Here is a 25,613-nt window from a genome sequence, read left to right on the forward strand (position 1 = left end):
CGATGAGACAGAAACCCTCCCTTATGCAATCCGACTAGTTTGTTCCATAGGCGCTGACGTCAGACAGTCGCCAATCGTGGAAACCGGGACATGCGAATCTCCTTAAAACCCGCTCATCTCGCGCCTGCACTCTTTCTAATCTTGGCCGCGGCGCTGGCTGCACCCGTGGCTGCGCCGGCGGCGGCACAGGATATTGCGACCGCGGAAGCAGCCTATAAGCGCGGCGATTACCCGGCGGCTTTGCGCGAAATTCAGCCGCTGGCCGAGCACGGCGATGCCGCTGCCCAGACCATCCTCGCCGCTATGTATCGCACCGGACGGGGTGTCGCAAAGGACCCGGGAGAAGCGCTAAAATGGTACCGTAGAGCGGCCGACCAGGGCTTCGCCAAGGCACTTTACAGCCTTGGGCTAATGTACGAATCTGGCCAGGGTGTTACTGCTAACGAGAGCGAGGCGCTGCGCTGGTACCGAAGGGCAGCAGACGCGGGCGACGCCGCCGCGCAATCCAATATCGGGCTGTTATATTATGAAGGCCGCGGCGTAGCCGAGAATATTGCCGAGGCGCTCCTCTGGCTCCGGCGGGCCGCCGAACAGGACTACGCCGTCGCCCAATTTAATCTCGGGCTCCTGTACGTTAAAGACCGAGGCATACCGGCAGACCCTGTTCAGGCCTATATGTGGTGGAGCCTCGCGGCCGACCAGGGCGTCGAGCAGGCGGCCACTTACCGCGATGAGGTGGCCCTCGGGATGTTTACCGAGCAAATCGCCGAAGCGCAGAAACTTGCCCTCGAATGGCGCGCCACGCACAGCGCCGCGAAGGCGGATAGCGCGACCAAGGCAGAGAATGCCGCGAAGGCCACAGAAACCAAGAGAGCCGCGAAGGCCACAGAAACCAAGAGAGCCGCGAAGGCCGCAGAAACCAAGAGAGCCGCGAAGGCGGCAGAAACCGAGAAAGCCGCGAAGGCCGAGAAAGCCGAGAAAGCCGCGAAAGCCGAGAAAGCCGCACAAGCCGAGAGGGCCGCGAAGGCCGAGAGCGCCGTCGCACCCCCAACTCAGACATCGCCAGCCGCTGGCGATGCGGTGGCGGATTTTGCCGTTGGAAAAGAAGCCTATCAGCGCGCCGACTATGAAGCGGCGCTAAAACAGTGGCGGCCACTTGCGGAACAGGGTCTCGTCACTGCCCAGTTCGGCCTCGGAGTGTTGTACGCCAAAGGCCAAGGCGTCGCCAAAAATTTCGGCGAAGCGATAAAGTGGTACCTGAAAGCGGCCCAACAGGGCGACGTCTCGGCGCAATATAATCTCGGCAATTTGTACCGCCGCGGCGACGGCGTGCCCGAGGACCCTGCTGCCGCAGTCAGGTGGTACCGCGCCGCTGCAGATCGCGGCCAAGCCGCCTCCCAGGCCATCTTGGGAGTCATGTACGCCAACGGTTTGGGCGTCCCTGGCGACGTGGTGCAGGCCTATGTTTGGCTGACCCTTGCAGCTGGCCAGGGCAATCAGGCCGCGGCCCAAAACCGAACGATTATGGCAAGCCGAATGGCTGCCGCGCAGATTGCCGAGGCCGAAAATCTGGCCCTGGAATGGAAGCCCAAATAACCCCGCAACATCTCGCCCGTGAAACCTGCCGAACAGCCAGTCTATCCGGATTGGGGTTGTCGCCATGGCAAATGCACCTATATGCAAGGGATGCGTATTTTTCTCACCACTGCCGTGGTCGCGCTGGCACTGACGGGCCTGGCGATCACCACCGGCCCCGGCGCAAGGGCCGAAATGGCTGCCCCCGAAGCGTCGCGCCATAGCGGCGAAGTTCAGATTGCGCAGGTCGTGCGTGAGAAAGGCGCCAGCAACCGCTACAAAGAGCAACTCCGGCGAAACCTGTTCAAGGGCCAGCACGGCGACGCCGCGGCGCTGCGCCAAATCGGCTTTCATTATGCCAAAGGCTGGGGCGTGATACGCGATATGACGAAAGCCTATATGTGGTTCACCCTAGCCGCCCAGGAGGGTAGTGACGATGCCCTGGAGAACCGCAAAACCATCGCCTATCGCTTAAGCGATACACAGATCGCCAACGCCGAAGCCATGGCTGCGCGCTGGCTACAAACCTATGAATGGGAAATCGAAGCCGGCTCCTTCGGCGGCTAACCAGTTTGGCGGCTAGCCGGCGCTCTTGCGACGCCGAGTTTACGGCGCTTCGGCCATTTTTCTAGATGCGGTGTGCCTCGGCGATATAGCCTGAGGTTTGCATTTCATTGAGGCGGGACGTGGTGCGGGCGAACTCAAAAACACCGGCGCCTTCGGAATAAAGCACATCTGGTTCCGCCGCCGCTGAGCAGATGAAATTGACGCGGTGTTCATAGAGCACATCGATCAAGGTGACGAAGCGCTTGGCCTCGTTGCGCATATCCGGCCCCATACGTGGGATATCGCTGACGATCACGGTGTGGAACGCGGCCTGCAGTGCGATATAGTCGGCCGGGCCAAGAGGGCGCGCACAGAGCTCCTCGAAGCTTGCCATCGCCACGCCACGCGCAGTGCGCGCAATGGTGAGCGTGCGGCCCTTTACGGTGAAGGTTTCCGGCTCCGGCGGAATACCATCGCTTAGATGCCGGAACATGCGCTCAAGCTCCACCGTCGCCGCCGCCGTGAGCGGCGTGTGATAGAGGCGCGAGCGGCTGATGAATCGGGTGCGATAATCCGTCGGCCCATCCAGCGCAACCAGTTCGAGGCGCGCCTTGACCAACTCAATAAACGGCACGAAGCGCGCGCGGTTGATGCCGTTTTCGTAGAGCGTATCGGGTGTGCGGTTGGAGGTCATCACGACGATCACGCCGGCCTCGATCAATGCCGTGAACAGCGGCCCGAGCACCATTGCGTCACCTATATCGGTGACGTGAAAATCGTCGAAGCACAGCAGCCGCGCCCCTTCCGCGAGGCGCTGGGCGTAGCGCACCAAGCCACCGTCACCGCCGGTCTCCTGGCCGCTGACCAGCGCACGGTTGATCTCTCCATGGGCTTCCTGCATGAAATGATGGTGGTGGACGCGGCGCTTGGGCGTCACCGGCGCGGTCTCAAAAAATATATCCATCAGCATGGATTTGCCGCGCCCGACACCGCCATGGATATAGACGCCACGCGGGCCGTCCGTAGCCTCGCGCGACATGCGGCCGAAAAGTTTGAAGCCGCGCCGCGCCGGCGCAGCGAGCCCCACCGCCAAGCGATCATGCAGCGCCTGCAGGCGCGCCGCCGCCGCTTCCTGGTCAGGGTCGGCAAGGATGCCTTCGGCCGCGTCAGAAAGCAGTGCGCGATAGGCCGCCAATGGTCCGGCCGCGCCGCCCTTAGGCGCCGAATCTTCCGGCCCGGCGCTCACGATTTCGCGTTAATGCGACTGATGATCGACCACTTTATAGTGGCCGTCGCGAAGTTCACCGAACATCATCGACACTTCGGGGTGGGATATCGGTAACCCCGTATCGTCGATCAGCAGATTCTGCTCCGACACATAAGCTTCGTAGGCGATCTCATCGTTCTCGGCCAGGAGATGATAATACGGCTGCTCCTTGGCGGGGCGGATATCCTCTGGGATCGCCAGCCACCATTCCTCGGTATTACTGAACTCCGGATCGACGTCATAGATGACGCCACGGAACGAATAAACGCGGTGTTTGACGACTTGTCCTAAGGCGAATTTTGCGGCTTTCACGGCTTCTATCCAGGCTGTTCGCTCAATTTTAGCGCCTCATTTGCGCCAGATAGCATGATCTTAGCAAATGATTAGTGAATATTCCCCCCACGCCAGAAATAAATTCTAGCTGGCCCGGCGTGGTATCAGCCGCTCGACGACTTGCGTATCGACTTCTAAGAGTTGGTGATCAGCCCGGGCCTCCCTCGGCCACAATAGATTAGTCCGGCTCGGATTTCGCGGCACTGAGTTCGATCGCCTGGCCATGCGGTGTATTCAGATAGGCGTGCCGCCAATCATCCTTACGCCCGGTCATTTCGGCTCGCGAAGCCAGGCCTTTGTCGGCCACCAACTTTTCCAGCGCCGCCAACCATTGGCGGTAGTAGGTGCTGATCGCCTCTTCCGCCCCGCCTCCAGCACCGCCATCAGCTCGCGCGGCCCTTTCACCAGGCTCCGCAGCGATCTCGGCGCTCAGATATTGTGCCCATTCGGGCCAGCTAAAATGCCCCTCGGCGGACAGCCGCACCGCCATGGCAAAGGCCTGGGCCTGCCATGGCTCGGCGAATAGCGGGCCATCTTCAGTGAGAGGAAGCGACGGGGTTGCCGTCAGTTGTGCCTTATCCACCATCTCAGGCTCAGGCCGGGTCGAGATAATCGTCCCACATATCGACATAGAGGCTGTCCCGGGCCGAAGCCTCGGCGCCCCACAATTCCCGCGCCGTAAAGCGCACGCTATAGATATTCTGCGGCGTCTCGCCCCGGCCGTGCGCCATGGTATCGGGTAAACCGAAGACGCCATGCACCTTATGGACGATGCCGCGCTTGCCGCGCAGATAACGCGGCAGGCGGGTGTGGCCGGCCGGATTGATGTTGCGCGCGACGACATCATCACCGGCTTTGAACTTAGGCGCCACGTCGGCGTCGATGCGCGCCGATCCACCGGTCATGAACAGGGGGACGACATCTTCTGCTTTCAGCACCCGCATCAGACGGCTCCTTGGGCAGCTTGGGCAGCTTGGGCCCAAGACGCATGCAGCTCGGCGCCGCTAAATTGGCCTTTCTCGATCATCACTTGCTCCATGGCAATCAGCCAGTGTTCGTAATAGCTGGTCGAGAGATATTCCCCCGGTGCGATGCGCTCGATGGCGTGGCGGAATTCATTGTCGTCATAAATGCCGCAGGCGAACGCCGCCATCCAGAGTGCAAACATGCGGCGCTCCCAATCAGCATGAAACACCGGTTCATCGGTTTCCACATCGATCGGTCCCATGCCGTGCATGCCGCCGAGATCATGAATGCCGTTCATCTCATACCGCCTCTGCCGCAGCCGCGGCCGCAGTCTCTGCCCCAGCCCAAGCCGCTTCCAATTCAGCGCGGCTGATTTGGCCTTTTTCGATCATCACCCGTTCCAGCGCATGCAGCCAATGTTCGTAATAGCTGGTGCTAAGGTATTCCGCCGGCGCCATGCGCTCGACGCTGTGGCGAAACTCATCGACATTAAAGATATCGCTGGAAAAGGCGGCCATCATCACCGCAAACATCCGGCGCTCCCATGGCGCAGAAAAGAGCGGCTCATCGGTGATGGGATCAATCGGTCCCATGCCGTGCATGCCGCCGATATCATGAATACCGTTCATCTTATGTCGCCGCCACGAGCGCGGTGCCGATCATTGAATCTCGTGACACCAATGCCGCCAGCTCCGCTTCACCGAGGCCTTCGGTGCCGGCCGGGCGTTCCGGCAACACCATGTAGCGCACCTCCGCCGTGCTGTCCCACACGCGAACCTCGACATCTTGGCCGATATCGACGCCGAATTCGGCCAACACAGTGCGCGGCTCACTGACGGCGCGGGCGCGGTAAGGCGCCGCCTTGTACCAAACCGGCGGCAGGCCGAGCACCGGCCAGGGGTAACAAGAGCAGAGTGTGCAGACGAGAAGGTTGTGCACTTCCGGCGTATTCTCCACCACCACCATGTCCTCGCCCTGGGCGCCACTATAGCCAAGCTCGGCAATCGCAGGTGTCGCATTCTCCAGCAGGCGGGCTTTGTATTCCGGATCCGTCCAGGCGCGTGCCACCACATGGGCGCCGTTCTGCGGCCCGATATTATGCTCATAAAGATCGATGATAGCGTCGAGCGTATCGGCTTCGACCAATCCCTTCTCGAGCAACAGCGATTCGAGCGCTTTAACGCGGAGCGCGATGTCGGATGGTGGTTCGGTATGATCGTGACCGGCCATGAAGGACCTCCCTTGCGCCGCGTTTCCAAAATAGCGGTGGAAAAAGTTTCACCTATCAGCGCCGCACCCGTCAAGCCACCGCTTAACTGATTTGCCCTTCGCGCCCAGCCCAATAGGGTTTGCGCAGTTCGCGCTTCAATATCTTGCCGGGGCCGGACAACGGCAGCGGCTCATCCCAAAAATCGATTCCCTTCGGCACTTTGTAGCCAGCGATCTTGCCATGGCAAAAAACGATCAATTCCGCCGCCTCGACCGGATAACGCAATTGGATGGCCGCATGTACCGCCTCGCCCCATTTTTTATCGGGAATGCCGAACACTGCGGCCTGCAATACCGCCGGATGCTGGTGCAAAACCTCCTCCACTTCGGCGCAATAGACGTTTTCAGCGCCGCTGACGATCATGTCCTTGGCCCGGTCCATCAGAAAGATGTAGTTGTTTTCATCCGCATAGCCGAGATCTCCGGAGAAATACCAGCCGTCGCGGAGAACTGCCGCCGTCTCCGCCGGTTTGTTCCAGTAGCCCTGCATGACGTTCGGGCCCCGCACCGCGATCTCGCCAACTTCATGCGGCGCGCATTCGCCGTCCGTCTCGTTAACCACTCGCACCGCCACCCCGGGCACCGCCTGGCCGCATGAACGCAGCATATCGGAGTGCGGCATGCGCTCCTCATGGCGCAACCCTGTGGCCAGTGGCGCCAGTTCCGTGGCGCCGTAAAGATGGATGAATTCGGCGCCAGGAAACGCTGTGATGGCGCGCCGGATCACTTCCGTGGCAATCGGCGAAGCGCCATGCGCCACCGTACGAACGCTCGATACATCGCGCGGATTGGCGTGTTGCTCCTCAGCCAGGGCGGCAATCATGATCGGCACGCCGAGCGTCTGGGTGGCGCGTTCGCGCGAAATTTGGTCCAGAATATCGCCAGGATTGAACGCCGGGATCACCAATTGAGCGCCGCCGCTCCATATGCTGGCGATGACGGAATTCGACCCGGCGGCATGAAACAACGGCGCCATCACTGTCGATATATCTTCAGATGTCGGCTGCGTGATGGCTGTCCAGTTATGGCAATTGGCGATCAGATTGCGGTGGCTCAGCATCACGCCCTTGGACGCGCCGGTGGTGCCGCCGGTGTAAAATAGCCCGGCCAGGGTTTGCTCGGTAACGCCCACACCCAGGTCGATTTCATCGGCCTCGCCGATCAAGGACTCGTAGCCGTCGGGGATTTGGATAACGCGCTCGACATGCGCCGCCAAACCGCCAGGCTCGCGGTCGATCAAGAGGATTTTGGCGCCCGAATCTTGCAGCGCATAGACAAGCTCTGCTTCGGCATGGCGGGTGTTGAGCGGCACCACGGCAAAGCCGGCCGCCGGTACCGCCATATAGGTCTCGATATATTGATGTGAATTGGCGGCGAGGATGGCGACCCGATCGCCCGGCGCCAAGCCGAGCGCCTTCAGCGCCCCAGCCAGGCGGCGGCAGCGCGCCGTCATTGCGGTGTAATTCATGCGGACATCGCCGCAAATAATCGCCGGATTATCAGCGTAATGGCGGGCGGCGTGACGCAGCGGATCGGCGAGTGTGTGCATGTTGGGGCCAAAGCTGATTGCAGCGGCTTCAAGCTAACCTGTTCTGCCCCACATCTCCAGATGCTGCGTCATTCATAATTTTGGAACAACGCGCCGAGAAGTGGCAAGCTGGGGCAATTCCGGAAAGAGATAAATGCGAAGACTGCACGCCACGCTGAGCGCCCTTTTACTGATTGCGGCACTGATCGCACTGGCGCTAGCGGCGGCACCAGCTGCGGCCGATTTCGAAACCGGGCGCGCGGCTTATCGCGCCGGCGAATATTCCGCCGCGATCGATGCCTGGCGCGCGCCGGCGGAAGCTGGTGAACCAGCAGCGCAGTTCGCGCTTGGCACGCTTTATGTTACCGGTGAAGGGGTCGAGCAGGATTTTGCCGAAGCCGCTTCCTGGTTCCAAAAAGCTGCCGAACAGGGCCATGCAAGCAGCCAGTATAATCTTGGCCTGATCCTCGATCAGGGCTGGACGGGCATGCCGGATTCCGAGGTCGCTGCGGAATGGTGGCGTAAAGCGGCAGCCCAGCACCATGCCGGCGCAGCCTATCAACTGGGGCTGCAAAACGAGCATGGCTGGGGTGTTGAGCCCGATATCACCGAAGCGATCCGCTGGTATGAGCAGGCGGCGGGTCATAACTATGCCAGCGCGCAATATACGCTCGGCCTGATTTACGCTACGGGCCGCGGTGTCGTGCCCGACGCCGCCATGGCGGCTGCCTGGTACCGCAAGGCCGCCGACCAGGATTTGGCCGAGGCCGCGTACAATCTCGGTGTGCTCTATTTTAACGGCGAGGGCGTGGCTGAGGATCACACCGCCGCCGCGAGGCTCTATCTGCAAGCGGCAGAAAAAGGCCATATCGAAGCGCAGAACAATCTTGCTGGCATGTATGCGCTGGGCATCGGCATCGCGCAGGATTTAGTACACGCCTACATGTGGTCCACCCTCGCGGTCGATGAAGACGCCGATTTGGCGGAGGAAAACCGCGCCCGCCTGGCCAAACTCATGAGCGCCGAACAAATCGCCCATGGCGAGCGCTTGGCGCAAGCATGGCAGCCGCGCCAGCCGGCCGCCGGCGAATAAAACCTCGCCCTGAACAACGGCGCCAGCCGCCTTGCTTGGCGGTTGGTGGTTGCATGCACGCGCTGATGCGCTTATGTGAGCGCCATCGCATTTTCACTTTTCCCTGTTGCACCGCTGCCGCCTATTGCCCTGGCGACAGACGGCGAGGAATGAACTCACGTGTCGCCACGTAAGACGTTTGCCATCATCTCGCATCCGGACGCCGGCAAGACGACGCTGACCGAGCGTCTGCTGCACGCTGGCGGCGCCATTCACTTGGCCGGCGACGTCAAAGGGCGCGGCGAGCGCCGGCGCACGCGCTCGGACTGGATGACGATCGAACGCGAACGCGGCATCTCAATTTCAAGCTCGGTGATGACCTTCGAACATGCGGGAATCACCTTCAATCTTTTGGATACACCGGGCCATGAGGATTTCAGCGAAGATACTTATCGCACCCTGACGGCTGTCGATTCGGCGGTCATGGTGATCGACGCCGCCAAAGGCATCGAGAGCCAGACGCGAAAATTGTTTGAAGTGTGCCGTCTGCGCGATATCCCGATTCTCACCTTCATCAACAAAGTTGACCGCGAAGGCTTGAGCCCGTTCGAACTGCTCGACGAGATCGAGCAGGTGTTGGCGCTTGATGTGTGCCCGATGGTGTGGCCGGTCGGCATGGGCGGCCTGTTTCATGGCTGCTTCGACCTCCGCGGCAACAATTTTCTCAGCTCGAAGACCGGCGCCACGGGGCGTTTTGACACAGTTCGCGCCACCAGCGGCGTGGATGACCCGCATTTTGACACTTGTATTTCCAACGAGGTGCTGCCGGGCTTCCGCGAGGACGCCGAACTGGTGCTGTCTGGCTACGCGGAATTCAATCAGACGAGCTACCGCGAAGGCCATCTGACACCGGTATTTTTCGGCTCGGCGCTCAAGGATTTCGGCGTCAGCGAACTGCTGCAGGCGCTCACCGATCATGCACCCACGCCGGGTCCACAGCCGGCTGAGCCGCGCGATATCCAGCCCGACGAAGACAAAGTCACCGGCTTTGTGTTCAAGGTGCAAGCCAACATGGACAAAAATCACCGCGACCGGGTGGCGTTTTTCCGCCTCTGTTCCGGGCGCTTCAAGCGCGGCATGAAGTTAAAACAGGGACGTGGCGGCAAGACCGTGGCGATCAACAACCCGACCTTCTTTTTCGCCCAAGATCGCCAATTGGCCGAGGACGCTTATCCCGGCGATATTATCGGCATCCCCAATCACGGCACGCTGCGCGTCGGCGATACGCTGAGCGAGGGCGAGGATCTGCGCATTACCGGTATTCCTAATTTCGCGCCGGAAATCCTCCGCCGGGTGCGCCTCGGCGATCCCATGCGAATGAAGCAATTGCGCGGCGCGCTCAACGATCTGGCTGAAGAAGGCGTGACCCAAGTGTTTCGCCCACGTATCGGCGCGCAATGGATCGTCGGCGTTGTCGGCCAGCTTCAACTCGACGTTCTAGTATCGCGCATTCAGAACGAATATCAGGTTGCCGTCGCCCTTGAGGCAGCGCCCTATGAGACCGCGCGTTGGCTCGCCGCTGACGACGCACAAAAGCTAAAAGAATTCGAAAAGAGCCAGCAATCCAACCTCGCCGACGACCGCGACAGCTGCCCCGTGTTCCTGGCGCGCAACGCCTGGGAACTCGACTACATCACCAAAAAATGGCCCGACATCCGCTTCAGCGAAACCCGCGAACGCGGATGAGAGATCACGTAAAGATTCCCGCAAACGGAACCCCCAACAGGAGTGCGATAGCATTCCGGCAAGCGCGACCGCGCGCCCGAGTTAGTACGAGGTAACCAAGAGAGCGAATGCGACCGCCCGGCGATTGAGGGACCAAACAAAAACTACTGCAACCGCGAGAAATTACCGTGCCAGCTCTTGAGTGTCCGAGGCCGGATGAAAATCAGCCAGCGCGGGTCCTTCATGGTGGGTTCGAGATATTTGGGACCGTCCTCGCCAAGATAACGCAGCGCCATGCGGCGCGCGATCGCCACCCATTTGCCGCCGATATTGGGCCGCTCTATGACTTCCGCCGCGCCCTGGACCAGCACTTTGCGCGGCACCGCAACGGTATCGATGCAGAGCGAGACGCGTGGATTGCGCGACATGTACTGCGACCACAGCGATTCCTCACGCCCAACCAGGTAAAACCCGCCATCGCTATATTCGTGCCAAACCGGCGCCGCGTACGGCCAGCCGTCATCGTCGAGGCATGTCGCACGGCAAATCTCGCCGCCGTCCAAAAAAAGTTGCAGTTCCGCCTCACTCATCGGACCGGCCATATTTCCCTCCCTAATGCTGTTCGTCGCCCCTGAGGCCGAGTGCCCACATCAAGCCAAGGCAAAAACCTTTGGCATGGGGCAGCAGCAGAAGCACCAGGATAACGCTAAGCGCGGCCGCGAACAGCAGAATGATCCACAGCGCCGGCGTGAACAGATAATCCACCGTGCCGAGCACCGGCACCAGAATGTGGCCGAGCAGGAGGATCGTCAGCCAGGGTGCGAAATCGTCAGTGCGGATTGCCCCAAGCGCTGCGCCGCAATGGTCGCAGGCAGAGACGGGCTTGAGATAGCGCCGGTAAATGCGCCCGGTGCCGCAACTGGGGCAGCGTTTCCTGAAACCGCGCCACAGTGAGCGTGGAATCGGACGGCGCACCTCTTCTCCGGTTAAATCTTCTCCGGCGAGATTTTTGGTGTGCATAGCAATCTCTCCTTCCCGTGCCATACGAGATAGGGTGGCGGCGGGCGATTGTACATGCGGCATTTCGTCCATGGGCGCAGGCATGGCGAGAGGAGAGAAGAAATGCGGTTGAAGGGTAGGAAAGCGGTCATTACCGGCGCGGCTGCCGGGATTGGGCTTGAGACGGCGCGGCGCTTTGCCGAGGAAGGCGCGCGGGTGGTGTTGTCGGATATCGATAGCGCCGCGGTTGAGGCGGCGGCGGCAAAAATTGAGGGCGGGTTGGCCATCGCGGCCGATGTCACCGATCAGGGGCAGGTCGATGCGCTGGTAGCCCAAGCGATTGCGGCGATGGGCGGCCTCGATATCTTAGTCAATAATGCCGGCATCCCGATGCTCGGCGGTGTCGAGACCCTGGCCGAGGCCGATTGGGACCGCGAATTGGACGTCAATCTAAAGAGCGTTTACCGCACCGGGCGCGCCGTTTGGCCGCATTTCAAGGCACAAGGCCATGGCGTGATTCTCAACACCGCGTCGATCGCCGGGCTCACCGGCAGCGCCGGTCAAGCGAGTTACGGCGCCGCCAAGGCTGGGGTGATCAATCTCACGCGCTGCATGGCGATTGACGGGGCCAATATACCGATCCGCGTCAATTGCATCTGTCCGGGATTTATCGAAACGCCGATGCTGATGGATTATCTCGCCGGTCAGGATGACCCGGCGGCGGCGCGCGCCCAAGTCGATGCGATGCATCCCTTGGGCGGCATCGGCCGGCCGGCGGATATCGCTGGCGGCTTCGTCTATCTCGCTTCCGACGAAGCCGCCTGGATCACCGGCACGGCGCTCACCATCGACGGCGGCCTGACTGCTGGAGTTTAGCGGGGTTTAATCGGCCTCGTTATGGTTTGCCAGCGTTGTCTCGCGTACCCCCAGCCTGTTGAAGCCAATATCACGCAACAGGTGATCGTTAACCACGCCAAGCGATGGCGTCCGGCGGGCTTTACGCGCCTTGCGCGCCTTGGGCGCGGCCCGCGGCGTTACCGTCACGCGCGAACCCGTCATTTGCGTCCCGATCGCATAGGCCCAAATCTGAAGCCCGGAGAGAATGTCGCCGGCCAGCGCGCCGCTCCGACGTATCCAGGGTGTTGGCTGTGCGGTCGGCCGTGGATTTGCCCGCCGAGTAAATGAACCGCCCATGCTCGTGATTGCCATGATTCTCTCCCTTTGCTTCCCATCCGGGTCTCTCGGCGCCCTCAAGCGCCGGCGGGAAACCCTGACGGATTGTTGTGGTGGCAGGCGTTGGCTTTCTCCTTGGTTCACTGCCTAGAGCCGCGACCGCACCATCAAAAATTCAATACATACCAACCAGTCTGTAATGTAATATACAGACCGGTTGGTATGCTGTCAATGCTCGACCGAAAAATATTCATCATTGGTCAAACACCACAATAATATGCCCAAACTAACGGTACTATCTGAACAAATTTATCAGCAATCTCGGCCCTTGTAATTGCTGTGACATTCTATAACATACTGATTGGTACGTTGCAGAAAGGTATAAATGATGGAACGCGGCCACGACACCAAAGAGCGCATCCTTGATACGAGCCAAGCGTTGATCCTGGAAAGAGGCTTCGCCGCCACTTCGCTCGATAACATCCTCAAGACGACCGGCGTCACGAAGGGCGCGTTTTTCCATCATTTCGATTCAAAGGCCGATCTGGCGCAGACCCTGATCCAGCGCTTCGCGGCAAATGATTTCGCCATGTTCGACGAATGGGACCGCCGCGCCGACGCGCTGTCTGACGATCCCCTTCAAGCTTTGATGCTATTTCTCAAGTTTTTCGAGGAGTGGATTGACGGTCTCAGCAAGCCATTCGCCGGCTGCATGTTCGCTGTCTATGTCTATGAGAGTACGCTGTTCAGCGACGATGTGAATGGCTTCGTCCAACAGTCGCTCGATCATTGGCAGCGCTATTACAGGAAGAAATTTGCTGCCATTATCGCCGTGCGCCCACCGAAATTAGAAGTTCGCGCCGCTGAGCTTGCCGAAATGATCGTCGCTATCCTCGAAGGCGCGTTTATTCTCTCCAGATCGAGCGGCAAGCCCGAATTGATCTCGCGCCAATCGCGGCTGTTCCGCGGCTATATCAAATTACTGTTCGACGACACGCCGGCAATCGCCTGATGCGCGCGCCCCGGCCCTCCCCGTTCAACCATCGCAATCCCTCCCCTGCCCGCTTGGCACGGCCCGGGCGCAGCCGTAAACTGTTGTCGCAATGGGGCGGCCAACGCGCCTGAAGGCTGGGAGAACGGCATGAAAGTGGACATCAATTGCGATATGGGCGAGGCCTATAGCATCTACACTTGCGGCGACGATGCTGCGATCATGCCCTATGTCAGCCAGGCCAATGTTGCGTGCGGCTATCATGCCTCCGACCCAAGCGTCATGCAGGCGACGGTGCGCCTCGCGAAAGAGCATGGCGTTGCCGTCGGCGCGCACCCGTCCTATCCGGACCGCCAGGGTTTCGGCCGGCGCGCGATGAAACTAGACCCTGATGAGTTGCTCGACTGTCTGGTCTATCAGGTCGGCGCGCTGAAGGGCTTTCTCGATGCCGAAGGCATGGCGCTCAACCATGTCAAACCGCATGGCGCGCTTAACGGCGTCGCCTGGGACGATGAGGCAACCTGCCGCGCTATCGGCCTCTGCGCCCAATCCTTTGGCGTACCGGTGATGGCGATGTCGGGAACCGGCCACGAAAAAACCTATGGCGCGCTCGGCTTGCCAGTTATCTTCGAGACCTATGTCGATCTCGATTATAACGATGCCGGCCAGGTGGTGATCACCCGCGAGCACACCGCCGTCGCACCTGAGGCAGCGCTTGCTCAAGCTCGACGCGCCGCCAATGACGGCACGGTCATGGCGCTTTCAGGCAAGCTGGTGGCGGTAAAATGCCAGTCCATCTGCGTCCATTCCGACACCCCCGGCGCCGTCGAGGTGGCCAAGGCGATCCACGCCGAACTGGCCTAACCCCCGGCCACACGAAACGAAAAAGGCACCCATGAAGAAAGTTCTCATCGCCAATCGCGGCGAAATCGCCTGCCGTATTATCAAGAGCTGCCAGGCCCTCGGGTTGCAGACCGTCGCCGTCCATTCTGAGGCCGACGCCAATGCCAAACATGTGGCCGCGGCAGACGAGGCGCGCGCCATCGGCCCGTCGGCGGCCAAGGAAAGCTACCTCGTTGCCGAAAACCTGCTCGCCGCGGCGCGCGATACTGGCGCCGACGCCGTGCATCCGGGCTATGGCTTCCTTGCAGAAAACGCTGGGTTTGCCAACGCCGTCGCCGATGCCGGCATGACCTGGATTGGCCCGCGTCCCGAAACCATCGCCGATATGGGCGACAAGGAGCGCGCCCGCATGCTCGCGCATGGCGCTGGCGTGCCGATCGTGCCCGGCAGCGCACGCTTCGCCGTGGGCGACAATGCCGGCCTGGAAGCGGCCGGGGCGGAGATTGGCTTTCCGTTGCTGGTCAAGGCGACGGCGGGCGGCGGCGGCATCGGCATGAAACGCGTGGACGCGGCGGAGGCCCTGGTCGGGACCGTCGAAGCGACCCAGAGCATGGCTGAAAAAGCCTTCGGCAACGGTACGGTTTATCTCGAAAAACTGATCGACCGGCCGCGCCATATCGAGATTCAAGTGTTCGGCCTCGGCGATGGTGGCGCGGTGCATTTATTTGAGCGCGAATGCTCGATCCAGCGGCGCTTTCAAAAGATCATCGAGGAATCGCCCGCACCCGGCCTCGCGCCCGAAACCCGCCAGGCCATGGCCGAAGCGTCGATCGCCTTGACCAAGGCGGAGCGCTATCGGGGCGCCGGCACAATCGAATTCATCATGGCGCCCGACGGTAATTTCTATTTTCTCGAGATGAATACCCGCATCCAGGTCGAGCATCCGGTGACGGAAATGATCACCGGCGAAGATCTGGTCAGTCTGCAATTGCGCCTGGCGCGCGGCGATGATTTGTCGGCGCTCAATCAAAACGACATCAGCACGCGCGGCCACGCCATCGAATGCCGCATCTATGCCGAAAACCCGGCCAAGAATTTTCTGCCCTCACCGGGCCCGCTGGAAATCTTCCGCCCGCCGGCTGAGAGCACAACCATCCGCGTCGATACCGGGTTCAGAGAAGGCGACCAGGTAACCTATTTCTACGACCCGATGATCGCCAAGCTGATCGCTCACGGCGCTGACCGTGCGGCTGCAATCGAGAATATGTTGGCGGCTCTCGGCGAATTCCGTATAGAAGGCATCGTAACGAATATTTCCTTCCTCAAGCGCGTCTTGGCCCATCCGGCATATCTGGATGGAGAGACGCATACCGGTTTTGTCGACCAGCACAAAGCCGAGTTGATGGCGGAATAGACCGCCCGTTCGGGCGGCGCGAAGGAAAGCTAGACCGCTCGTTCAGGGCGGATTGGGGGAAGCTACATATGATTTATGACGAGCCCAAATTTTTGCCCGGCGGCGACCGCTACATCACGGTCGAGTTCGGCAATGAAATGAATCTGGAACTCAATTTCAAGGCCCAGGGGCTGGCCGCTGCGCTGGCGCAATCCGGCACCAAGGGACTGGTGGAATCGGCGCCCTGCTTCGCGACCTTGCTGGTGCATTACGAACCGCGCGACATTTCCTATGACGATATGGTGCGCGAGCTTAAAAGCCTGTGCGCCTCCCTCGGCTCGGCAGAAGAGATTGAGATGGACAGCCGGCTCTTTACCTTCGAGACGCTCTATCTCGATCCCTGGACCAAAGAATGCATCGACGATTACCGCGAAAAAATTAACCCGGACAAGGATTACGATCCAGATTTCGTTGCCCGCCTGAACGGGCTGGAGGATCGCCACCAATTGGTGCGTGTCCATTCGGGCACGGAATATTGGGTCGCGTCGCTCGGCTTCTGGCCCGGCCTGCCGTTCCTGCAACCGCTCGATCCGCGCACCATGATCACCTGCCCTAAATATAATCCACCGCGCACCTGGACGCCGCAAGGCGCGGTTGGCATGGGCGGCTCGGCTTCCTCGATCTATCCGGTGGCGACGCCCGGCGGCTACCAGCTCTTCGGCCGCACGCCAGTGCCGATTTGGGACACCACCAAGCGCTTCGACGTCTTTGCCGGCGATATCGTGCTGTTCCGCCCTGGCGACCGGATCAAATTCGTGCCTGTCACCCGCGACGTTTATGACCAGGCCGAGCGCAAGATCAAAGAGGGCACGTATATCTACAACGTCATCGAGTATCAGAAATTTTCGGTGCGTAATTACAATCAATGGGTCAGCAAGCTCGATAAGAGCGAACGGTTTTAGGAGGGTCCGGATATGTTGGAAGTTATCAAACCCGGCCTGGAAACTTCGATCCAGGACTTCCCCGGCCGCATTGGATATTGGAACCAAGGCTTTCCGCCATCGGGACCGATGGACAGTTGGTCATTCCGCCTGGCCAATATATTGGTTGGTAACGACGCCGGCGCGCCCGGTCTTGAAGCCCAGTTCATGGGCCCGACCCTGAAGTTTCAGAACGATGGCGTGATCGCCGTCACCGGCGCCAATATGGCGCCGAAGGTGGACGGCGAGGAAATCCCGTTGTGGCAGAGCGTTGCCGTCAAAGCTGGCCAAACCCTGGTGATGGGCCCGGCGTTCCAGGGCGCGCGCGGTTATTTCGCCGTCGCCGGCGGCATCGACGCGCCCGAATGGCTGGGCTCGGCAGCGACCTTCCACAAAGCGAGCGTCGGCGGCCTCGACGGCAGCGCCATCAAGGCCGGGCAAGTGCTGCCGGTGAAAGCCGGCACCGGCCAGGCCGGACGCCGGGTAAAGGATTCCTGCCGGCCGAAATTTGCCAGCGACAAACAATGGCAGATCGAAGCGGTGGCCGGGCCAAATGACGATTGGATCGACGAGGCCGGTCATCAACGCTTCCTCACCACGCCGTGGAAACTAGAAGCGCGCAGCGACCGCACCGGCTACCGGCTCGACGGGCCGGATTGGACCTTCACCGAAAAAGCGACCAACAAACCGCCGGAAAACGGCGTGTTCCCGTCCAACATCGTCGACCATGGCTATCCCATGGGCGGGGTTAATCTATGCGGCCAAAAACCCATCATTTTGGTCAATGACGGGCCGTCCATGGGCGGCTTCATTGTCCCCTATACGGTGCCGTCGGCGGCGTTCTGGAAACTCGGCCAGATGAAGCCCAATGAATTTATCAATTTCAACCGGGTCAGCGTTGCCGAAGCGCAGGCGCTCCGCATCGAACTCGACGATCTTTGCGATGAAAATTCTATTGAATCGTAGCAGACCGAATCATAACAGGGAGACCGCAACATGGCAGAACAGGTAATGACCCAGGCGCCCGGCAATGTGTGGAAGGTGCTGGTCAAGGAGGGCGATAGTGTGGCGGTTGGCGATACGCTGTTCATCCTCGAAGTGATGAAGACCGAAGTCCCGCACGACGCCGAATCCGCCGGCAAAATAACCAAGCTGCACATCGCCGAGGAAGACGCCGTCGATGTCGGCCAATTGGCGGTCGAGATCGAATAGCGAGACGACCGCTCTCTGACGACAGCCGATGGCGTGGGCTGCCGTCAAACGCCGCCTCACAGCCACGGCAATATTTCGCCCTTAACCCCTCCTGCCCACGAGGGTGATTTCGAGTTCCTGCTCGAACGCCTGCGCCTGAATTAATTCGGGTCGGTCGCGGCAAAGCTTGGGCGTGCCATCGCATCGTCGTACCAGGCGGCGAGATTGGGAGCGTCACCGCGCCAATCTCCACCATGGCGAAATTCCATATGGCCGATGCCCATGACCGCACAAATCTTATCCATCCGCATCTCGCCTTCGGCCAACGCGTCGGCCTGGCCATCAAGCGCCGCTACAGCGCGCGCCATGCGCTCCGCATAGCGCGTCTTCAGCGTCGCGCTCTGCTCACCATCGGGTAGCACCTGTTGCAGACGAAGCTGCACGCTGGCCTCGGCCAGGCCATGACCGATCATCATGCGCGTGCGCCACAGCCAGCGGTTGGCTTCAGGATAGAGTGTCGGGCCGGTGCCGATGGAATCGAGATATTCGCATATCAAATGGCTCTCAAGCAGAACCGCGCCGTCATCCAGCACGAGCACGGGTATGAGCTTCAGCGGATTAATCCGCGCCAACTGATCCGATTCGAACGGATTGGTGGTTTCTTCGTCGAGTTTGATGCCGTGCTCGCGCGCGACGATCGCCGCCTTGCGCCCAAACGGCGAAGTCGGTGCATTGTAAAGCTTCATATTTTCATCTCCCTTGTGGCTCTTTATCTAAGTTAGTTCTTCGAACGGATTCTCGCCACCCGGATTTTCCACCTCAACGATCCAGAGGTCCGGATCAAAGCGGATTTCCGATTGCAGGCGTTTTTCGATGTCGGCGTCGGGCAGCCAATCCTCGCCGCTTGAACGCTGCCATTCGGTGCCGCCGGAAAACGACGTGACGCGGGCGAAGAGTGCGGCACTGCCGTCTAGGCGGTTTACTTTCACGAACAGCGCGCCGGCATCGGCGTCACCGCGCCGGCGCAGCATGGCGGTGATCAGCTTGCCTTCGCAAAAACGGATTCCCGCCTGCACCAACAGGCCGGTTTTTATGCGTGCTTCCATAAATACTCTTAACACCCGATTGCGCCGACGTTGCAAGCCCTTCCTCCTCAACGGGGAAGGAGGATTGTTAGCGTATAGCCAATCCCGCACTCCCAAGTTAGTTTGCACCCGCCATGACAAACCAACAGGACAACAGCAATACTGACGCCGCGCTGAACAGCGCGATGGCGGAGACGCTGGCGCATTACAACAGCTCGCCGGAATCCTTTTGGCAGGGCACGCGCGACCATGATGTGAGCCAGAATATCAACGCCCTGCTCAACGCCATCGAGGGCGAGGCGCCGTTCGCCATTTTGGATTTTGGCTGCGGGCCGGGGCGCGATTTAAAGCGCTTCGTCGAGCTCGGGCACAATCCCGTCGGGCTCGACGGCTCAGGCGAATTCGCCGCCATGGCGGGCGCCCATTCGGGCTGCGAGGTCCTGCAACAAAATTTCATCGCCCTCAACCTGCCGCCAACGCGCTTCGACGGCGTGTTCGCCAATGCCTCGCTGTTTCATGTACCGAGCGCTGCGCTGCCACAGGTTTTGGCCGACTTGTTTGCCACGCTAAAGCCGGGCGGCGTGCTGTTTGCGTCCAATCCGCGCGGCGACAACCAGGAAGGCATGGAGCGCGGCCGCTATGGCTGTTTCCATGATTTCGAAAGCTGGGGTGCTTATGTCTCAGGCGCCGGCTTCACGGAGATCGACCATTATTACCGCCCGGCCGGCCTGCCGCGCGAACGCCAGCCCTGGCTGGCGACCGTCTGGCGCAAACCTTAGATCGAGAATCCTTGCCCCTTGAGGGCGAGACATTGTAAAGGCGCCGGGATGGCCCCACCGCTTCTGATTCTACGTGACATCAACCTCCGCTTTGGCGCCGAGCCGCTGTTGGAGGGGGCGGAGCTATCTGTATCTGAAGGCGAGCGCTTGTGCCTGGTCGGGCGCAACGGCTGCGGCAAATCCACATTGCTGAAGATCGCCGCCGGAACGGTCGAGGCTGACACCGGCGAGCGTTTCGTCCAGCCCGGCGCGACCCTCCGCTATCTGCCGCAGGAGCCCAATTTGAGCGGCTTTGCCACCGTGTTGGCAGCGGTCGAAAGCGATCTCGGCCCAGGCGACGATGTGCACCGGGCGCGCACCCTTGTCGAGCGCCTCGGCCTCACCGGCGACGAAGACCCGGCGCATCTATCGGGCGGCGAAACCCGGCGTGCCGCGCTGGCCCGCGCGCTCGCGCCATCGCCGGATATTCTGCTGCTCGACGAGCCCACCAACCATCTCGATTTGCCGGCGATCGAATGGCTCGAGAACGAGCTTAAATCGATGCGCGGAGCGCTGGTGCTTGTCAGCCATGATCGGCGCTTCCTCGAGAACCTGTCGCGGGCCACGGTGTGGCTCTCCGACGGCGCGATCCACCGCATCGACCGCGGCTTCGCCGAATTCGAACCCTGGCGCGACGATTTCATCGAGCGCCGCGAAAGTGAGCGCCACAAACTGAAGCGCAAGATCGCGGCGGAGACCATGTGGCTGCACAAAGGCGTCACGGCGCGGCGAAAACGCAATCAGGGCCGCCTCCGGGCATTGATGTCGCTGCGCAAACAACAAAGCGAGCAGCGCGCACAGGCCGGCAATGTCAATTTGGAAGCCAGCCAGGCCGCTAGCTCCGGCAAGCTGGTGATTGAGGGCAAACATCTCACCAAGTCTTACGCTGGGGTGCCGGTGATCGAAGATCTTTCGGTGCGCATCCCGCGCGGTGCGCGGATCGGCATTGTCGGTCCCAACGGCGCCGGCAAGACCACCCTCATCAACCTGCTGTGCGGAACTTTGACGCCGGATAGCGGCACCATCCGCCTCGGCGCCAACCTCCAAATGGCCACCCTCGATCAAAAGCGCGACCAGCTCGATAGCCACGCCACCCTGCAGGACGCGCTGACCAGCGGCGGCGGCGAAATGATCTCAGTGAATGGCAAGGCGCGCCATGTGGTCAGCTATATGAAGGATTTTCTGTTTCTGCCCGAACAGGCGCGGACGCCGGTGAGCGTGCTATCCGGTGGTGAGCGCGGGCGGCTGATGATAGCGCGTGCTCTGGCGCGGCCGAGCAATCTTCTTGTGCTCGACGAGCCGACCAACGATCTCGACCTCGAAACCCTCGACCTGTTGCAGGAAACCCTTGCCGAATATGGCGGCACGGTGTTGCTGGTGAGCCATGATCGAGACTTTCTCGACCGCGTGGCGACCTCAGTGATCGCCTGGGAGGGTAGCGGAAAATGGCTCGAATATGCCGGCGGCTATAGCGACATGCTGGTCCAGCGCCGGGGCGCGGCGGCACCGGTACGGCGCGGCGTTGAACTACACAAGAGCAAGCGCCAGGCGGGGTCAACACTTGCCCCAATCGCCGGCGCCGCGCCGAGCCAGGTCAAGCTGTCCTACAAAGACAAATTTGCGCTGGACAATTTGCCCAAGCGCATCGCCACGCTGCAAGACGAAATCAAGGCACACAACAAAGCGCTGGCCGATGGCGGATTGTTCGCCCGCGAGCCAGACGCCTTCACAGCGGCAGTGAGTGGGTTAAAGCAAGCCGAAGCGGCGCTGGCAGCGGCCGAAGATCAATGGCTCACCCTGGAACTGGCGCGCGAAGAAGCGGAGAGCGCGTAGCCAGCCCTGGGCACCAAGCGCCGTGTCCGTGCCTAACGGATGTAGGAGCCGCCCGTGACATCCACCGTGATGCCCGTGGCGTGACGGGCGCGCCCGGAAGAGAGAAAGGTGATGATCTCGGCGACATCCTCGGGCGGCGTTATTTCGCCGAGCGGCATGTCCCGCACCGCCGCCGCGAGATGTTCGGGCGTCGCGCCCTGGAGCGCCATATCCGTTGCCGTCCAGCCAGGTGAAACCGCATAGGCGAGCACGCCGTCTTTGCCGAAGGCGCGGGAGATGGTGCGTGTCAGAGAGCCGAGCCCGCCCTTGGAGGCTGAGTAGTGGCAGTATTCGGGCTGCTCGCCGCGATAGGCACCGCGGCTGGTTACGTTGACGATGATGCCGCCGCCACGAGTGCGGTAATGTTGGATGGCGGCACGGCAAAGATCGCCCGGCGCCTGAAGATTGACTTGCAGGGTACGTGCCCAGCTGGCGTGCCAATCCTCAAGATTCGAATCGACAGCGGCTGGCTCATAGACCGCAGCATTGTTGACCAACACGTCGATCCGCCCCTTCCAGGCGAGCGCCTCATCCCACAAGCGGGCGACTTCCTCGGGCTTGGCAAGGTCGGCGGAGATCGCCTTGCTGCGCTCCGCTCCTGCCGCATCGACCAGGCGCGCCGCCGCGTCATGGCTCTTGCCGTAATGCAGGATCACTTCGCCGCCGGCGGCGATAGCCTGCTCGAAGGCCGCTTTGCCGATGCCGCGCGATGCGCCGGTGATAAGAATTACTTTGCCGTCCAACTCAGCCATGGTGTCGCTCCCTAACGTTACAAGAATCTGTTGATAGTAAACCCGTCCAATGAAACCGCCGGCGGGCGGCCCGAGATTATATCTGCGATTACCCGCCCAGAGCCACAGGCCAATGTCCACCCGAGGCTGCCATGGCCGGTATCGACGTAAAGATTGTCGCAAGGTGTCGGTCCAATGATCGGGGTACAATCGGGCGTCAGGGGCCGCAAGCCGGTCCATAGCTCTGCTTTCGAGGGATCGCCGCAATTCGGCAGGATCGCCATGAGATCGTCGAGCAGGGCGGCGGCGCGGCGCGGATCGGCACGTTTGTTGAAGCCGTCCAGCTCCGCCGTGCCGGCGATGCGCAAGCGGTTGCCGAACGGCGTGATGCCGGTTTTATGCGCGACATCCTGTAGCGCCATTTTGGGCGCACCGGCCCCGTCGGCTAGAAGCGTCTGGGCGTACCCCTTGACCGGATAGATCGGCACGCGAAGTCCGAGCGGGCGCAACAATTGGGCGCTGTGGCAGCCGAGCGACAGCAGCACGGTATCTGCCGTAACATCGCCCTGATCGGTTTCCACGCCCGTCACCATGGCGCCCGAATGCCGCAATCGTTTGACGGTGCAGCCATAGTTGAATGTCGCACCGAGGCGCTCGGCGGCGGCGGCCAGGGCGCGGCTGAACTTATGTGCATCGCCGGTCTGTTCCTGATGGTAGTGCAAGCCGCCGGCGAAGCGGACACGGCTAGCGCTGAGCGCCGGCTCGATGGCGAGGCATTCCTGCCACGTCATTTTCACCGGTCGGCGCGCCGGATCATCTTCGCCGAGCGCGGCATTTGTGGCGGCGGTATATTTACTGGCGTCGCGGTAGAGCCTCAGCACGCCGAGGCCGCTATGGTCAAAATCAAGCGGCTCGGCTTGGCGCAATTCCGCCAGCACCGCCATGCTGTAAACCGCGAGGCGCCGGAGATCAGCGGTGATACGCGCCACCCGCGCGGCGGTGCAATTGCGCAAAAACCTCGCGCCCCACAGCCAACGCTCGGGCGCTGGCGAAAAGCGCACCCGGTACGGCGCATCAGCACGGGCGAAATTGCGCAGCACCATACCCGGCACGTCGGGCGCCAACCACGGGTGGATGGTCTCACCAAGAAGCTGGCCGCCATTGGCGTAACTGGCCTCCAAGCCGGGTCCTTCGCGGCGCTCCAGCACCTGCACCTCATGCCCGGCGCGCACGAGATAATAGGCTGCCGCCACGCCGACCACGCCCGCTCCCAGCACCAGTACTTTCATCGCCACCGCCCCAGATCGATTTGCATTGGCGCGATGGTAGTACAGCCCTAAGATCGGCCCTAGGAAATTGCAGATAATTCAACGGGGAGACTTCAAGATGGCATTTACGGAAGTGAACGGCGCCAACCTCTGGTACGAGGTGACGGGCGAAGGCGATCCGGTGATCCATATTCACGGCGCCGGGTTCGGCCATTTCAATTTCGCCACGGCGACGCCGATCGAATCGAAATATTTCCAATGCGTCGATTTCGATCAACGCGGCTACGGCCAATCCGACAAGCCGATCCAGGATTACGATATGGAAGTGTGGGCCGACGATGTCGCCGGGCTAATGGACTTTCTCGGCCTGGAAACCGCGCATATACACGGCACCTCCATGGGCGGCATGGTGGCGCAAGTGTTTGGCGCTAAATACGGCCACCGCACGCGCCGCCTGATCATCAATTGCTCCGCCGCCAAGCTCGATCTCGCCGGCCGGCTCACCTTCAAAACCTGGATCGATATCGCCGAATCGATGGGTTGCGGCAGCCGCGCGCTGGCCGAGCTGTTGGCGGTGCAGGCGCTGTCACGCAAATTCCTCGACGGTCCTGACGGACCCGGCGCCGTCAATATGATCCAGGACATTCTCGAGCGCTCCAATCGCAAAGAGGTCTTTCAACGCGCCTGCCAGGCGATGATCGACATGGATCTGAGAGACTGGGCGACCAGCATCGCCGTCCCCACCCTGATCATCGGCGGCGATGAGGACATCATGACGCCCTGGGAAGTCGGACCCGACGGCTGCGGCCAGGAATGGCTGGCGCAAAACATCCCGGGCGCGGTGAAATATGTCGTCAAGGGCTCGAACCATTCGTCCCTGTTCGACGGCACCGAGGAAAACATGCGCGTGGTGGTAAACTTCCTCCAAGCCAACAACGACCTGACAGCGGCGTTGCGTTAGACCCCGTCAGCTCACTTGAAGGCGCCGCGGCGGGTCATTTGGGCGCGCCGCGGCGTTCTCACTTGTACGCAGCGCGGCTAAACGCGTCGCGGCGCGCAAAGACCGGGAGCGCGATGGCGGCGAGGACCAGGGCGAGGGCGGCAAACTCGGCCAGTCCAAGCGGCTCGCCGAGAACGGCGGCACCGGAAAAAACACCGACCACGGGGGCGATCATCACGCCGATAGTGGTCATGCCGACGGGAAAGATGCGCACCACCTCAAAATAGGCGTAGAAGCACAAAGCGGTGGCGATAAAAACATTGTAAAGCACGCCGAGAATCGGCCACAGGCCAGGAAACTCAACCCCGTCGTAATCCACCAAGGCCGCACCGATGGCAAGCGGCACCGAGTTCAACAGCGATTGCCACGTAACCAGCACCAGGGTCGGAATGGTCCATTCGAGTTTCTTGAGGGCGATGGTGGCGCCAGCCCAGATGAGCGCCGTCACCAGCATCAAAGCCATGCCGATCGGCGCGCCGCCCAAGGTATCGATATCTGTGATCAGCAACAGTGCCATGCCACTTAGACCGAGCAGCAGGCTGGCGAGTTTGCGCCAGGTGATCCGCTCGGCCAAGAATAACACGCTCAGGGGAATCGCCCAGACCGGCATGGTATAGGCCATCACAGCGGCGCGGCCGGAGTCGGTTAGCAGCACGCCATATCCCGACAAGACGGTAAAACCGAAGATCAGCACCGTTACCAACAGAAGCGGCGCCCACTGATCGCGCGGAACTTTCAGCGAATATCCCATATGCCGGCAAACCGCCGCCAGGCAAAGGCCGCCGAAAAATATCGCGATGGCGCGGAAGGTGAAGACCGGAATGGCCGCCATGCTGATCTTCATGATCGGCCAGTTGACGCCCCAAAACACGCCGACCGCGAGCAGCAAAATAAGCCCCCGCAACGGATAGGATGTGCCGCGCCATCTCACCGGATGGCGCGGTTCCGGCAGGTCCGGTATCACCGGGTTACTGTCCGCTGATCGAAG

At 61.1% G+C, this 25,613-nt stretch carries 30 protein-coding genes; 14 read left to right on the plus strand and 16 right to left on the minus strand.

Features of this window, described 5'->3' with window-relative positions:
• The first annotated feature begins 90 nt into the window (after positions 1–90).
• Both O3A94_08700 and O3A94_08705 read left to right on the plus strand, forming a co-directional pair.
• On the plus strand, positions 91–1,596 hold the full coding sequence (locus tag O3A94_08700) for a hypothetical protein (protein ID MDA1356335.1): 1,506 nt from the start codon (positions 91–93) through the stop codon (positions 1,594–1,596).
• A gap of 18 nt (positions 1,597–1,614) precedes the next feature.
• Positions 1,615–2,142, plus strand: a complete 528-nt coding sequence (locus O3A94_08705; protein MDA1356336.1) for a hypothetical protein — start codon at positions 1,615–1,617, stop codon at positions 2,140–2,142.
• 61 nt (positions 2,143–2,203) lie between these two features.
• Here O3A94_08705 and zapE read toward each other — a convergent pair whose 3' ends face one another.
• From zapE to O3A94_08745, 8 genes are all read right to left on the minus strand, one after another.
• Complete coding sequence (zapE, locus tag O3A94_08710) at positions 2,204–3,367, minus strand: cell division protein ZapE (protein MDA1356337.1); 1,164 nt, start codon at positions 3,365–3,367, stop codon at positions 2,204–2,206.
• Between the two features lie 9 nt (positions 3,368–3,376).
• On the minus strand, positions 3,377–3,709 hold the full coding sequence (gene hspQ / locus O3A94_08715) for a heat shock protein HspQ (protein ID MDA1356338.1): 333 nt from the start codon (positions 3,707–3,709) through the stop codon (positions 3,377–3,379).
• Between the two features lie 190 nt (positions 3,710–3,899).
• The gene (locus O3A94_08720; GenBank protein MDA1356339.1) at positions 3,900–4,307 is read right to left on the minus strand and encodes a nitrile hydratase accessory protein; all 408 of its coding nucleotides are present in this window, start codon (positions 4,305–4,307) and stop codon (positions 3,900–3,902) included.
• Between the two features lie 7 nt (positions 4,308–4,314).
• Positions 4,315–4,665 (minus strand): nitrile hydratase subunit beta, encoded by a 351-nt coding sequence (locus O3A94_08725; GenBank protein ID MDA1356340.1) that lies wholly within the window; start codon positions 4,663–4,665, stop codon positions 4,315–4,317.
• Complete coding sequence (locus tag O3A94_08730) at positions 4,665–4,985, minus strand: nitrile hydratase subunit beta (protein ID MDA1356341.1); 321 nt, start codon at positions 4,983–4,985, stop codon at positions 4,665–4,667. The genes O3A94_08725 and O3A94_08730 overlap by 1 nt, the downstream gene beginning before the upstream one ends.
• 1 nt (position 4,986) lies before the next feature.
• Positions 4,987–5,316 (minus strand): nitrile hydratase subunit beta, encoded by a 330-nt coding sequence (locus O3A94_08735; GenBank protein MDA1356342.1) that lies wholly within the window; start codon positions 5,314–5,316, stop codon positions 4,987–4,989.
• Position 5,317: 1 nt separating this feature from the next.
• On the minus strand, positions 5,318–5,917 hold the full coding sequence (gene nthA, locus O3A94_08740; protein MDA1356343.1) for a nitrile hydratase subunit alpha: 600 nt from the start codon (positions 5,915–5,917) through the stop codon (positions 5,318–5,320).
• Positions 5,918–5,999: 82 nt separating this feature from the next.
• Positions 6,000–7,505: an AMP-binding protein gene (locus O3A94_08745; protein MDA1356344.1), complete on the minus strand. Its 1,506-nt coding sequence runs from the start codon at positions 7,503–7,505 to the stop codon at positions 6,000–6,002.
• Positions 7,506–7,638: 133 nt separating this feature from the next.
• Here O3A94_08745 and O3A94_08750 point away from each other — a divergent pair, with 133 nt between their 5' ends.
• Together O3A94_08750 and O3A94_08755 are read left to right on the plus strand one after the other, a co-directional pair.
• Positions 7,639–8,577, plus strand: a complete 939-nt coding sequence (locus O3A94_08750) for a tetratricopeptide repeat protein (GenBank protein ID MDA1356345.1) — start codon at positions 7,639–7,641, stop codon at positions 8,575–8,577.
• A gap of 159 nt (positions 8,578–8,736) precedes the next feature.
• Positions 8,737–10,302 carry a peptide chain release factor 3 gene (locus O3A94_08755; GenBank protein ID MDA1356346.1) on the plus strand — a complete coding sequence of 522 codons (1,566 nt, stop codon included), beginning with the start codon at positions 8,737–8,739 and terminating at the stop codon, positions 10,300–10,302.
• A 143-nt stretch (positions 10,303–10,445) separates the two neighbouring features.
• On the opposite strand, the gene O3A94_08760 is transcribed toward O3A94_08755, so the two are convergent.
• Both O3A94_08760 and O3A94_08765 read right to left on the minus strand, forming a co-directional pair.
• Positions 10,446–10,883 carry a pyridoxamine 5'-phosphate oxidase family protein gene (locus tag O3A94_08760; GenBank protein ID MDA1356347.1) on the minus strand — a complete coding sequence of 146 codons (438 nt, stop codon included), beginning with the start codon at positions 10,881–10,883 and terminating at the stop codon, positions 10,446–10,448.
• Between the two features lie 10 nt (positions 10,884–10,893).
• On the minus strand, positions 10,894–11,301 hold the full coding sequence (locus O3A94_08765; GenBank protein MDA1356348.1) for a DUF983 domain-containing protein: 408 nt from the start codon (positions 11,299–11,301) through the stop codon (positions 10,894–10,896).
• Between the two features lie 102 nt (positions 11,302–11,403).
• Between O3A94_08765 and O3A94_08770 the strand changes: the two genes are divergently transcribed.
• Positions 11,404–12,156, plus strand: a complete 753-nt coding sequence (locus tag O3A94_08770) for an SDR family oxidoreductase (GenBank protein MDA1356349.1) — start codon at positions 11,404–11,406, stop codon at positions 12,154–12,156.
• A 6-nt stretch (positions 12,157–12,162) separates the two neighbouring features.
• Here the strand turns inward: O3A94_08770 and O3A94_08775 are convergent, their stop codons facing one another.
• Positions 12,163–12,489: a hypothetical protein gene (locus O3A94_08775; protein ID MDA1356350.1), complete on the minus strand. Its 327-nt coding sequence runs from the start codon at positions 12,487–12,489 to the stop codon at positions 12,163–12,165.
• Positions 12,490–12,838: 349 nt separating this feature from the next.
• On the opposite strand from O3A94_08775, the gene O3A94_08780 reads away from it, so the two are divergent.
• From O3A94_08780 to O3A94_08805, 6 genes are all read left to right on the plus strand, one after another.
• Positions 12,839–13,465, plus strand: a complete 627-nt coding sequence (locus tag O3A94_08780; GenBank protein MDA1356351.1) for a TetR/AcrR family transcriptional regulator — start codon at positions 12,839–12,841, stop codon at positions 13,463–13,465.
• A gap of 129 nt (positions 13,466–13,594) precedes the next feature.
• Complete coding sequence (gene pxpA / locus O3A94_08785) at positions 13,595–14,308, plus strand: 5-oxoprolinase subunit PxpA (GenBank protein MDA1356352.1); 714 nt, start codon at positions 13,595–13,597, stop codon at positions 14,306–14,308.
• 31 nt (positions 14,309–14,339) lie between these two features.
• Complete coding sequence (locus O3A94_08790) at positions 14,340–15,701, plus strand: ATP-grasp domain-containing protein (protein MDA1356353.1); 1,362 nt, start codon at positions 14,340–14,342, stop codon at positions 15,699–15,701.
• Positions 15,702–15,769: 68 nt separating this feature from the next.
• Positions 15,770–16,642: a carboxyltransferase domain-containing protein gene (locus O3A94_08795; protein ID MDA1356354.1), complete on the plus strand. Its 873-nt coding sequence runs from the start codon at positions 15,770–15,772 to the stop codon at positions 16,640–16,642.
• 12 nt (positions 16,643–16,654) lie between these two features.
• Complete coding sequence (locus O3A94_08800; protein MDA1356355.1) at positions 16,655–17,626, plus strand: biotin-dependent carboxyltransferase family protein; 972 nt, start codon at positions 16,655–16,657, stop codon at positions 17,624–17,626.
• 30 nt (positions 17,627–17,656) lie between these two features.
• Positions 17,657–17,872 carry an acetyl-CoA carboxylase biotin carboxyl carrier protein subunit gene (locus O3A94_08805; protein ID MDA1356356.1) on the plus strand — a complete coding sequence of 72 codons (216 nt, stop codon included), beginning with the start codon at positions 17,657–17,659 and terminating at the stop codon, positions 17,870–17,872.
• Between the two features lie 140 nt (positions 17,873–18,012).
• Here O3A94_08805 and O3A94_08810 read toward each other — a convergent pair whose 3' ends face one another.
• Positions 18,013–18,597, minus strand: coding sequence for a glutathione S-transferase N-terminal domain-containing protein (locus tag O3A94_08810; protein ID MDA1356357.1), 585 nt, complete (start codon positions 18,595–18,597; stop codon positions 18,013–18,015).
• A 27-nt stretch (positions 18,598–18,624) separates the two neighbouring features.
• Complete coding sequence (locus O3A94_08815) at positions 18,625–18,957, minus strand: DUF1491 family protein (GenBank protein MDA1356358.1); 333 nt, start codon at positions 18,955–18,957, stop codon at positions 18,625–18,627.
• 113 nt (positions 18,958–19,070) lie between these two features.
• Between O3A94_08815 and O3A94_08820 the strand changes: the two genes are divergently transcribed.
• Together O3A94_08820 and O3A94_08825 are read left to right on the plus strand one after the other, a co-directional pair.
• Positions 19,071–19,715, plus strand: coding sequence for a class I SAM-dependent methyltransferase (locus O3A94_08820; protein MDA1356359.1), 645 nt, complete (start codon positions 19,071–19,073; stop codon positions 19,713–19,715).
• Between the two features lie 48 nt (positions 19,716–19,763).
• Positions 19,764–21,587 (plus strand): ABC-F family ATP-binding cassette domain-containing protein, encoded by a 1,824-nt coding sequence (locus tag O3A94_08825; GenBank protein ID MDA1356360.1) that lies wholly within the window; start codon positions 19,764–19,766, stop codon positions 21,585–21,587.
• 32 nt (positions 21,588–21,619) lie between these two features.
• Here the strand turns inward: O3A94_08825 and O3A94_08830 are convergent, their stop codons facing one another.
• Together O3A94_08830 and O3A94_08835 are read right to left on the minus strand one after the other, a co-directional pair.
• Entirely contained in the window at positions 21,620–22,378 is a 759-nt protein-coding gene (locus O3A94_08830) for an SDR family NAD(P)-dependent oxidoreductase (protein MDA1356361.1), read from the minus strand.
• 17 nt (positions 22,379–22,395) lie between these two features.
• The gene (locus O3A94_08835; protein ID MDA1356362.1) at positions 22,396–23,646 is read right to left on the minus strand and encodes a D-amino acid dehydrogenase; all 1,251 of its coding nucleotides are present in this window, start codon (positions 23,644–23,646) and stop codon (positions 22,396–22,398) included.
• Between the two features lie 97 nt (positions 23,647–23,743).
• Between O3A94_08835 and O3A94_08840 the strand changes: the two genes are divergently transcribed.
• The gene (locus tag O3A94_08840) at positions 23,744–24,586 is read left to right on the plus strand and encodes an alpha/beta hydrolase (GenBank protein MDA1356363.1); all 843 of its coding nucleotides are present in this window, start codon (positions 23,744–23,746) and stop codon (positions 24,584–24,586) included.
• Between the two features lie 58 nt (positions 24,587–24,644).
• On the opposite strand, the gene O3A94_08845 is transcribed toward O3A94_08840, so the two are convergent.
• Positions 24,645–25,556 carry a DMT family transporter gene (locus tag O3A94_08845; GenBank protein MDA1356364.1) on the minus strand — a complete coding sequence of 304 codons (912 nt, stop codon included), beginning with the start codon at positions 25,554–25,556 and terminating at the stop codon, positions 24,645–24,647.
• Positions 25,557–25,613 lie beyond the last annotated feature (57 nt).

It is taken from the genome of Pseudomonadota bacterium, from assembly GCA_027624955.1.
Classification (GTDB): domain Bacteria; phylum Pseudomonadota; class Alphaproteobacteria; order UBA828; family UBA828; genus PTKB01.